Source organism: Ensifer sp. GW101-20A05 (assembly GCF_059424735.1).
This window is the reverse complement of record NZ_JBWKZT010000029.1, coordinates 33,407-44,110: the sequence shown is the minus strand read 5'-3', so window position 1 is coordinate 44,110 and position 10,704 is coordinate 33,407. Positions and strand designations below refer to the sequence as shown.

The window sequence follows — 10,704 nt, the reverse complement described above, 5'->3', positions numbered from 1 at the left end:
GACCGTGAGGCAATCGCCCATGTGGCCACCACCGAGGGCATCAAGAGCCAGGACGTGCAGGACCTCGTGATCACCGCTGTCAATGCCGGGTGAAATTTCCCCAAAAGTGCCGAAGTAAAATTCCCCAATTATGCCGCCCCGGACGACGTGGAGAATTGGGTATTTTTCGGCGGTCTGCCGCGTTGGCGTTGCGGCGGGGCGAAGGACGGCGGGGTGATCAAAGCCTTGGATCGCACGTGTTCAGGCATCAATTCGGCATGTTGGCGCAGCCTGTAACTTGATCCCTCGATTTGAACGACGACGGCATGATGCAAAAGTCTGTCGAGCAAGGCTGTGGCGACCACGGCGTCTCCAAAAACATCGCCCCATTCGGCAAAGCCGCGATTGGATGTGAGGATCATCGCGCCTTTCTCGTAGCGTGCGTTGACGAGCTGGAAGAACAGATTGCCGCCGCCGGCGATGACCGGGAGATAACCGATCTCGTCAACGATCAGGAGGCTGGGCCTGCAGAAGAAGCGGATGCGTTCTTGAAGTCGCCCTTCGCGCTCGGCTCTGGACAGAGCCGCAATGAGATCGGCCAGTGTGCAGAAGTAGACGCTCTTGCCGGCCTTGACAGCTTCGACGCCGAGCGCCACGGCCAGATGGCTTTTGCCGGTTCCCGGTGGCCCGAGGAAATGGACGACCTCATGGCGGTCGACAAACCCCAGTTGCGCAAGCGTGAAGATCCGATCTCGATCGAGTGAGGGCTGGAAAGAAAAATCAAAGCCAGCGAGCGTTTTGATGGTTGCCAGGCGACCCATCCGAAGGGCCGTCTTTATGCGGCTGTTCTCCCGCAGGGTCAGCTCTTCGGAAAGTAGGATATCGATCGCTTCGAGTGCCGACAGCTCGCCGTGCTCCAGGCGCCGGACAATATGGTCGAGTGCTTCAAGGGCACGTGGCATCTTCAAGCCGACAAGGTCATGGCGAATGCGGTCGATCATTGACGGCACGGAATCGAGAGCGGCGCTCATGTGCGGTTCTCCTGCGCCATGGCTCTGGCGACAGCGTCGTAGAAGGCGAGCGGCCGCTGTGTGACCCTGTCTCCGGATCCATGAAGAATGATCTCGTCATTGTTGACGTGTGGTCGCGATCGTGGCTGTGAGCGAAGGGTTCTGTGTCCTGGTTCGACGCGGCGCTGATGACGCCCCTCCAACACTGGATGCACAGCAATGAGAGTGCCGTCCTCGAAGATCTGAACTTCATTGGCGAGGGTATGAACCTCGACGAGACGTCTCCTGGTGGCGTCGGGCACGCTGTAGGCGTTTCCGCCGACGCTGACCATTCCGTCTCGAGAGATCCTGCGCTCCAGTCTCAATACGGATCGGAACGGAGCCAGAGGCAAAGGCCGCAAATGATGGCGCTCCTCGGCGAAGGCCTCCATGACGACACGCTGCGTTGTCGCGTGCACACGCGGATTGGCAACCGTATCAAGCCAATACCGCAGTTGGCTGTTAAGGTCATCGAGGTTGCGAAACGAACGTGCCAGGAAGAAGTCTTCCCTGATATAGCGGAATGGTCGCTCGACCTTTCCCTTGGTCTTGGCGCGATAGGCTTTGCAGGCCTTAGGATGAAAGCCGTAATGGCGAGCAAGATCGAGCAGAGCGCGGTTATAGACAATGCCCCCGGTTTCCCCTTCACCAATGACGGCAGTCTTCATTCGGTCGTAGAGAATCTCGCGTGGAACACCGCCAATTGCATCGAACGCGGCGACATGGCATCGCAGCACCGTCGGAAGATCCTGATGCATGGCGAAGCGGCCCCATATGAGGCGGCTGTGGCCCAACACCATGGAAAAGAGCCAGACGATCCTCGGCGTTGAAGGCTCATCGGTGAAGATGACCTGAAACTGGGCGAAATCCACCTGGGCCTGTTCGCCGGGAGCTGTTTCGAACCGAACTTCAAAGCCTTGCTCTGAGGTCGGGCGAACGTCTCTGAGAAAATCCGTGACGGCCGTGTAGCCACCCGCATATCCCCGATCCTTCAGCTCTCGCAGGAGCCGCCGGCCGCTCAGGCCGGGATAGGCAGCAACCCGTTCACGCAGATAAGCAGTGAACGGATCGATCACCGTCGTCCTCGGCTTGCGTGGTCCATAGGCAGGCGCTTCGAGACCCCGCTCAATATATTTACGAATTGTCTTTCGATCGACGTTGGTCTGTCTGGCGATCGCCGACACCGACAACCCCTGCCGGTGCAAATCTAAAATCATGACTATCTCCCCGAGTTTGATCACCAACATTCCCCTCTCGACCATCGAGAGCAGTATCGGTGATGACGCGCCGCCGGTCTTCCGGGGCGCGCCCCGGAAGACCGGCGGCAACGCTAAACTGGGGAAGATTCAAACGGCACTTCTGGGGAGTATTGATCCGGTATCGACACACCGCCGTGGAGAGCCGCTTTGGCCGCATCAACATGCTGTCCGAGCCCATCGAATGGCTCACCGACAACGGCTCCTGCTTCATCGCCAGGGACACCGCATCCTTGCTCCGCGACATCGGCCTGGAACCGTGCACGACGCCGGTGCGAAGTCCGCAATCGAACGGTATGGCCGAGGCCTTCGTCAAAACCTTCAAGCGCGATTACGTCTCGGTAAACCCGACCCCGGATGCCGAAACCGTCATGGCGCAACTGCCGTTCTGGTTCGAGCATTACAATAATCTTCACCCGCACAAGGCGTTAGGATATCAGTCCCCGCGCGAGTTCATCAGCTCGCAATCTCAAATCTGAGCATGTCCGGTCTTTTGGGGGCAACTCCAGATGTTGGAAAATCTGAAAGAAGCTACGCTTGCATAGTGATCGACAGTCCATCCTTGCTTGAGGCAACTGAAGCCCGCGCCTTAAAGATGTACCACAGCGCGTGCTCGGCGTAATAACGCAGGTTGAGGTGCGAGAGCACGCCTTCTATCACCGATAAACTTCACCATCGATGCGGTCCGTTGATTTCTGGTCCCGGGGAGCGGAGCGGATGATTTCCTATTCCCGGAAAGCGCGCTCAATCTGATCTGTGAGTGGTTTCACTAAGTAGGAGATGACCGTGCGATCACCAGTAAGCAAGAACGCTTCTACTGGCATGCCGGGCTTGAGGCTTTCCGGTTTGAAGGAGCCACGCTGACCTTTATCGAGCTTGATTCTCACGCTGTAGAAGGACAACCCATTTCGCTCGTCTTCGACCAGGTCCGGTGAAACGGTTAGTACATGCCCCCCGATTTCGGGCGTGATCCGCTGGTTGAAGGCCGACAGACGCAGATGGACTGGCTGGCCGGGCTCGACTTGGTCGATGTCTTGAGGCGCGATGCGCGCTTCCACCGCCAACTCGTCGGCAATGGGGACGATTTTCATGATCGACTCGCCCGCGGCAACAACGCCTCCTACCGTGTGGATCGCAAGTTGATGTACGCGTCCGGCCTGAGGCGCACGAATGTCGGTTTGCCTCAGAAGCTGATCTGCGGCGATCTTCCGTTCTTCCAACTCCGCGATTTGGGCCTCCGTATCGCGAAGTTCTTTTGCGACGTCGCCGCGCCAATTCTCCTGAACCTGAATGACGGCTATTTCGGTTTCGCTAATCTTGCCCTTGGCCTCGGCGATCGCAGCGATCAGCTGGCCGCGGCCTCCCAGGAGCTGCGCTTCCTGGCGCTCCAACTCCAGCACTCGTGAGTGCTGGACAAGCTTTTTCTCCCACAGGCCCTTCACGCTGCTGAGTTCGTCGCGGACCAGACCAAGCTCCTGCTCCTTAGCCTCGCGTTGAGACTCGAGTCCCGCTATCTCCTTTGTGAGCTGGCCAATCCGCTCCCGGCGTTGCTCGATCTCTGCTTGATAGGCCGCGCGGCGCAGTGCGAACAATTTCCGTTCCCCTTGGAGGACCTGCGCCACGTGGGCGGCGGAGGAGCGCCTCACAATATCCTGGGGAAAGAGGATCGCTTCAGCACCCTCGCGCTCTGCAGTCAGGCGCGCTTGTCGGGCCGAGAGTTCGTCCAGGCTCTTAGTAATGACGGCAAGGTTAGCGCGAGTGACCGTGTCATCGAGGCGAACCAAGATATCACCTGCCTTAACCTCGTCGCCATCACGCACGTTGATTGCGCCCACAACGCCGCCGCTTAGATGTTGCACCGCCTTCACGTTGGATTCAACCGCGATATGTCCCGGGGCGATCACGGCACCTGACAACCCCGTCGTCGCGGCCCATGCGCCAAGCCCGCCAAACAGCATTGCCACCATCGCCGCGCCGAAGACGATGTGCCTGCGCAGGGAAATATCGTTCTGTGTGGGCGCGGATACACCCTTCGCAGGAGCGTGGGCCGCAGGCAATGTCGGCCGACCAATTCTGCCCTTAGCACCTGCTGTCAAATGGCTTTTGTCCGTAGTCAACAGATTAGCGACGCCATGCGCACGCTGAGCCCAGTCGCGAATACTTATCATCCGGACGCCCTTTCCCCCGCGGGAACCGCTCGAATTGATCTCTCGGGCGCCAGCCGCGACTGCTCCCGCAAAATCATATCCCGGGGTCCGAAAGCTTTCTGGCGGCCGGACTGAAGAACGAGCAAGAAATCGACAGCCGCCAGCGCGCTCGGTCGATGGGCAATTATGATGACCACGCCTTTGCGGCGTTTCACGGCAAGGATCGCCTGGGTCAGTGCATGCTCCCCATTGGCATCGAGGTTCGAGTTCGGTTCGTCCAGAACCACGAGGAAGGGATCACCATACAGCGCGCGAGCCAGTCCGATGCGCTGCCGCTGGCCTGCTGAGAGCGATGCTCCGCCTTCGCCGATGTCAGTCTGATATCCGCCAGGCAAGAGCAGGATCGTCTCGTGCATGCCCGCGGCCTTGGCCGCCGCGATGATGGCCGCTGGATCCGGCGTGGGATCAAAGCGAGCGATGTTTTGAGCGATCGTGCCTCCAAATAGCTCGACATCTTGTGGTAGATACCCGACATGCCGCCCCAGCGCGTCAACCGGCCACTGCCCGATCGCGGCCCCGTCGAGGCGAATCTTGCCATACGCTGTCTGCCAGACGCCGACGATCGCCCGCGCCAAGGACGACTTACCCGAAGCACTCGGACCGACGATGCCGAGCGCGGAGCCCGCGGTGAGCGAAAATGCAATATCCTGGGCGACAAATCGGCGCTCGCCCGGAGGAATGACGCCGACACCTTCCACCGAGAGTTCGGATTGCGGCGGCGGTAGCTGCAATGCATCCCCGGCGGGAGGAAACAGCGCAAAAAGCTCGTCCAGCCGGCGCCAGCTTTGTCTGGCGGCAAGAAATCTTTTCGAATGCGCGATAGCTTGTTCAACGGGCGCCAGGGCCCGCGCCGTAAGAATAGAACTCGCGATGATGATACCGCCACTGGCCTCCTGGCGGATCACCAAGAACGCGCCGGTCGCTAGCACGAGCGACTGCAGCATCATCCTGAGGCCACGTGAAAGCGCCCCGAAGGAGCCGGTGATATCGCTGGCCCGTATTTGCGCCTGCCTGTAGTTCGTGCTTGCATCGTTCCACAGCGCGGCAAGATTGGATCGCATCCCCATCGCTTCAATGACTTCGGCGTTACGCATGCTTGCCAGTGCAACGTTGTTGCGTGCCTGAGCATAGCTCGACATTTCAGTCGCTGGACGGCGGACCGTTTTTTCCGTGACTACGGTCACTGCCAAAAGCAGGATCGCACCGATCAACGCTGCCGCGCCCAGCCAAGGATGGAAAGCGAAGCAAAGCGCGAGATAGAGCGGCATCCACGGCAGGTCGAAGAGAGCGGCGGGACCGCCGCTCGACAGGAATCCGGAAATTTGGTCGAGGTCCCGCACTGGCTGTAGGCCTTCGCCCGAGTTGCCCCTTATCAGGGGCAACCTCGACATCACACGATAGGTCGCTTCGTTCAGGCGCTCATCTAGTCCGCTGCCAATACGTGCCAGCACGCGGCCGCGTATGGCGTCGAGCGCGCCCTGAAAACCGTAAATTATTAAAATCAGGAAGATCAGTGCGACAAGTGTCGGCACGCTGCGGCTGGGCAGAACTCTGTCATAGACCTGCAGCATAAAGACCGAGCCGGATAGCGTCAGCACGTTGAGAAGACCGCTGAAGGCCGCCACCACGAGAAAAGCCCGTCGAAATCGCCGCAGACAGGCAGCTAACTCGGACTTCGCCCCTGACGTGCGGAGCATTCCTAAACCGGATTGTGACATTTCCGTCCCCTCAAACAACTGCATGTGTGAGCCCGCGATGCGGGCCTTCAACACTACTGGCGCTTGGTTAGTTTTCTAATCGGCCAGCGGCACGCATAATCCCCTGCCTGACCTTCGCCACCCGTGCGAAGGCTAGCCGCAGATACTCGAGCGTTTAGCCGTGGAGTCACTCACAGCAACGGCGTATTCTCCTCCAGAAACCAAATGAATCTGGAGGAGAAGTTCCACCGTCCCCATTGGCTGGGAGTCTAGAGCACGAGGTCACCCGAGGTCAGGTTGACCTCGCCGTGAAGCCAGAGCGTGAACTCAGCCTGAACGTCGGTGTCTACGTTCCCGCTCACAACGGTTGTGTCGGAACCGGCATCGTAGGACACCTTAAGCTGGCCGGGAGCGTCGCTGAAGTCGCCCTGGATCAGATGGAAGGCCTGGTCGCCCGTCAGCTCCCTGTTTGCGTCGATTGCTGACAGTTTGATCTTGTCGCCGGCGGCGAAATCCATGATCGTGTCGATGCCGCCGTTCTCGCGCGAGTCGCCGAGGCGCTCCATGAGGAAGGTGTCGTTCCCGCTGCCGCCCCATAGCTTGTCGACGCCATCATTCCCCCTGATGACATCGTTTCCGGCGGACCCTTTCACGACATCGTTCCCATTGCCGGCGTCGATGATGTTGTCCAGCTCGTTGCCGATGATGGTCTCACCGTCGCTGGCCCCCTTAAAGCTCACGCCGCTGAACGAAGCAGGCTCGGCAGCGAGCGGGGGCTGTTCGGCTACCGGCGGATGGTCGGCTACCGGCTGCTCGGTGGCAGGTGAATCGGGGGTAGTGCCTTCTTCACCGCTGTGTCGCTCGATCCACTCGGTTTTGGCCTCCTGCCAATAGTCGCGCGCCGCCTGGCCCTGCAGGACCGTCCACCCTTCGGGAGGCATCGGGTAGTCGTCCGGGAGCGGTTTGTCCGACAGATTCAGGAAGACGTTGCCTTTGGACTCGACGGTGTTGTTCCAAGCGTCTTGCATGCTGCGGTAGCTGTGGTGCTCAACGTCCTCGATGGCAAAGACCGTGTTGATGAAGCGCAGGTTCGGTGTGAGCTCGCCGTCCGTGGCAGAGTCGGTCTTGATCATCGAGGAGTGCGTCATCTCACCCTCGTAAAGGAAAGATTGCATCCGCATCAGCACGCCATCCAGCGTGACAGTGTTGTTATGACCGTCGACAGGGCTTGACGACGATGGGTCTACGCTGATGCCACCGAACACCCCGTCAAAAAGGCTGTCACGGATAGTGCCCGTCTGGAGTCGGTCGTTCTCGACCGCGTCGTCGCGGGCGTTGGTGACCCAGACGTCCTCGATGAGGAAGTTAGGGCTGTCCCAGGATACGCGGACAGCGTCCCACGTATTCGTGATATGCCAGTCGCGGATCACGACATCTGGCGTGCCCTCTGTCCTGACGCCAGCCGAGTTGCCGTCGTTGTAGACGTCACGCCAATCACCGGTCATGTCGACTTTGCCGTTGATCGTGCCGCCATCAAGTATCGCACCCGGCGAGTCGTAGACCATAAAGGGGTACGGGCTGCCGTCGCTCCCATCGTTGTCTTGTGTCCAGGATGCATTCTCGGCATCGATCAGAGTTCCCGCAGCAAGGCCCGAAGCCTTGTAAGGTGTGGAGCCGTAGTCTCCGGTCAGCGTAATTGTAGTCACGATGAAAGTTCTCCAGTTTCCCTCTTTCCCCAGGAGTGATTGGGGAGGCAATACACGGCTGTGATTTGCAGCCGCGCAGTTCGTATATTAGCGGAGTATGGCGAACCTGCGGCGTTTCCGATCACCTTGGTGGCACTCGCGGGATCATGACGCACGTCGCACGTCCCGGGTCCGGCGCAAAGGCATGATAGTGCACGACGTTCGCCTTCGGTTCGTTGGCCAGCGGTGCATCCACGACCGGCGCAGCGGTCGGCAATTCGGCGAAGCGCTCGTCGTCGCTGTTTGGGCACGAGCCCCAATCAGGCCACAATTCTCCACCTTTGCGGAATGTCGCCATAGGGAAAGCCTCGATCACCATCGCCGTGATCGGTCACATTCCAGGCATGGACATCAATAATTGGGCTGCGTTCTCGGAGTGTTTCCCACTCCGACTTGAGCGCCTTTCCAAGCCGGCAATCCGGAAAGAGAGCGCCTCGATCCGTTCAAGGTAAATGCGTTGGTCTCCACGGCGTCGACATCCTCGATGATCTGCTTCAGCGAAGCCAGGTTCGTCAGCGCCACTTCCAGTTTTGCACAACAGGCCCGCCAAGGCCGTGCCACTTGCCTCGGACCGCGGTCAGAAAGTCAAGTAACCCATGTGGCTGCGGCAATAGCCCTAAAGGCAAATTGAAGCGTGCAGGCCAGGAGAACACAATGCCATAGGACTGAGTTGATGTTGCTCGCACTGGCCATCGGGGTCGGAATGACAGCTCTGGTGGACCCCGCTGGTGCAGTTTTGATCCTGCTACCGCACAGCGGTCCGCGGATGATCGCTGCCCCTCGTATGTCGGTCGCAGCTTCCGAGTTCGTCGAAAACTAGCAATGGAAGGCTTAAGGCAAGTAAAATGTGCGGGATCGTCGGGATTGTCGGGCACTCGCCCGTTGCGCCACTTATCGTGGACGCTCTCAAGCGGCTGGAATATCGCGGCTACGATTCTGCCGGTGTCGCCACTGTTGAGGGCGGGCAGCTCGCCCGCCGACGTGCGGAAGGCAAACTGGTCAACCTCGAGCGCCGGTTGCAGGCCGAACCACTGGGCGGCACGATCGGCATCGGGCACACGCGCTGGGCCACGCACGGCGTCCCGAACGAGACCAATGCCCATCCGCATTTTTCTAGGGATGTGGCGATTGTACACAATGGCATCATCGAGAATTTCGCGGAACTGCGCGCGGAACTGATCGCAGATGGTTTCGAATTCGCTTCGGAAACCGATACCGAAGTTGTCGCCCATCTGATCTCGCGCGAACTGGCGCGCGGCACGAAACCGGTCGGGGCCGCACACAATGCATTGAAGCGGCTCGAGGGCGCCTTCGCGCTGGCAATCATGTTCCGTGGAGACGAGGATCTGATCATCGGGGCGCGCAACGGGCCCCCGCTTGCGGTGGGCCACGGCGAAGGCGAGATGTATCTGGGCTCCGACGCCATCGCGCTCGCGCCCTTCACCGATTCTATCACCTATCTGGAGGATGGAGACTGGGCTGTCGTGCAGCGTGGCGGCTTGCAGATATTCGACATCAGCGGCACGCCGGTCGAACGTAAGCGGCAGCGGTCGATCGGCTCCTCCTTCCTGGTCGACAAGGGCAATTACCGGCATTTCATGGAGAAGGAAATCCATGAACAGCCGGAGGTGATCTCGCATACCCTTGCGCATTATCTCGACTTCGCCCAGGGAAAGGCCAAGCCGGTCGATCTGCCATTCGATTTCGCGAAGCTCGACCGTATGGCGGTTTCGGCCTGCGGCACCGCTTATCTTGCCGGCCTGATCGGGAAATACTGGTTCGAACGCCTGGGGCGGTTGCCGATCGATATCGATATCGCATCCGAGTTCCGCTATCGGGAAATGCCGCTGTCGAAGTCGAGTGCAGCCCTGTTCATCTCGCAGTCCGGCGAGACTGCCGACACGTTGGCATCGCTACGCTATTGCCGCAGCGCCGGCATTCCGATCAGCGCAATCGTCAATGTCCGTGAATCGACGATCGCGCGCGAATCTGACTGCATTTTCCCGACGCTTGCCGGGCCGGAGATCGGCGTCGCCTCGACCAAGGCCTTTACCTGCCAGCTTTCAGTGCTTGCAGCGCTCGCGGTACGTGCGGCCGCAGTGCGGGGGACCATCGGCGGGGAAAACGAAAAGCGGCTCATCCGCCAGTTGTCGGAAGCGCCGCGTTTCGCCAGCCAGGTGCTCAAGCTCGGAGAGCAGATCGAGAAGGTCGCGCGCGAACTCACGCAGGTGCGGCATGTGCTGTATCTGGGGCGCGACACCAATTATCCGCTCGCCATGGAAGGCGCGCTCAAGCTCAAGGAGATTTCATATATCCATGGCGAAGGCTATGCCGCGGGCGAACTGAAACACGGCCCCATCGCGTTGGTCGATGAAACCATGCCTGTCATCGTCATCGCGCCGCATGACCGGATTTTCGAGAAGACTGTCTCCAACATGCAGGAGGTCGCAGCCCGCGGCGGCAGGATCATTCTGATCACCGACCGGAAGGGGGCCACGCAGGCAAGCCTGAAGACGATGGAAACGATCATCCTGCCCGACATGCCGGAGATCATAGCGCCGATCATCTACGCCCTGCCGATCCAAATGCTGGCCTATCATACCGCCGTGCACATGGGCACCGACGTTGATCAGCCGCGCAATCTGGCAAAATCCGTCACAGTGGAATAGCTCTCGCGCAGGACCGAGAGCCGGTGGGCGGGGCTGCTTATCGGACGCGCTCATATGGAATACGATGCCACCAGGCACGCAGTGCAATGCGTATCCAGCCGC

6 protein-coding genes and 1 pseudogene are annotated in these 10,704 nt (G+C 59.7%); 2 read left to right on the top strand and 5 right to left on the bottom strand.

Annotated elements, in window-relative coordinates:
* Positions 1–128 precede the first annotated feature (128 nt).
* Both istB and istA read right to left on the bottom strand, forming a co-directional pair.
* Positions 129–1,010 carry an IS21-like element helper ATPase IstB gene (gene istB, locus AC070A_RS33680; protein ID WP_492383957.1) on the bottom strand — a complete coding sequence of 294 codons (882 nt, stop codon included), beginning with the start codon at positions 1,008–1,010 and terminating at the stop codon, positions 129–131.
* On the bottom strand, positions 1,007–2,269 hold the full coding sequence (gene istA / locus AC070A_RS33675; RefSeq protein WP_492384402.1) for an IS21 family transposase: 1,263 nt from the start codon (positions 2,267–2,269) through the stop codon (positions 1,007–1,009). Before istA ends, istB begins: the two co-directional genes overlap by 4 nt.
* Before the next feature lie 149 nt (positions 2,270–2,418).
* On the opposite strand from istA, the pseudogene AC070A_RS33670 reads away from it, so the two are divergent.
* Positions 2,419–2,763: pseudogene (locus AC070A_RS33670) on the top strand (integrase core domain-containing protein); the annotation flags it as partial.
* Between the two features lie 246 nt (positions 2,764–3,009).
* On the opposite strand, the gene AC070A_RS33665 reads toward AC070A_RS33670, so the two are convergent.
* The 3 genes from AC070A_RS33665 to AC070A_RS33655 all read right to left on the bottom strand — a co-directional run bounded on the left by AC070A_RS33665 (position 3,010) and on the right by AC070A_RS33655 (position 7,894).
* The gene (locus tag AC070A_RS33665) at positions 3,010–4,452 is read right to left on the bottom strand and encodes an HlyD family type I secretion periplasmic adaptor subunit (RefSeq protein ID WP_492383956.1); all 1,443 of its coding nucleotides are present in this window, start codon (positions 4,450–4,452) and stop codon (positions 3,010–3,012) included.
* Positions 4,449–6,209 (bottom strand): type I secretion system permease/ATPase, encoded by a 1,761-nt coding sequence (locus AC070A_RS33660; RefSeq protein ID WP_492383955.1) that lies wholly within the window; start codon positions 6,207–6,209, stop codon positions 4,449–4,451. Before AC070A_RS33660 ends, AC070A_RS33665 begins: the two co-directional genes overlap by 4 nt.
* 248 nt (positions 6,210–6,457) lie before the next feature.
* Positions 6,458–7,894: a calcium-binding protein gene (locus tag AC070A_RS33655; RefSeq protein ID WP_162733749.1), complete on the bottom strand. Its 1,437-nt coding sequence runs from the start codon at positions 7,892–7,894 to the stop codon at positions 6,458–6,460.
* 884 nt (positions 7,895–8,778) lie between these two features.
* Between AC070A_RS33655 and glmS the strand changes: the two genes are divergently transcribed.
* A complete protein-coding gene (gene glmS, locus AC070A_RS33650; protein WP_057251173.1) occupies positions 8,779–10,602 on the top strand; it encodes a glutamine--fructose-6-phosphate transaminase (isomerizing) in 1,824 nt (607 codons plus the stop codon).
* Positions 10,603–10,704: the final 102 nt, after the last annotated feature.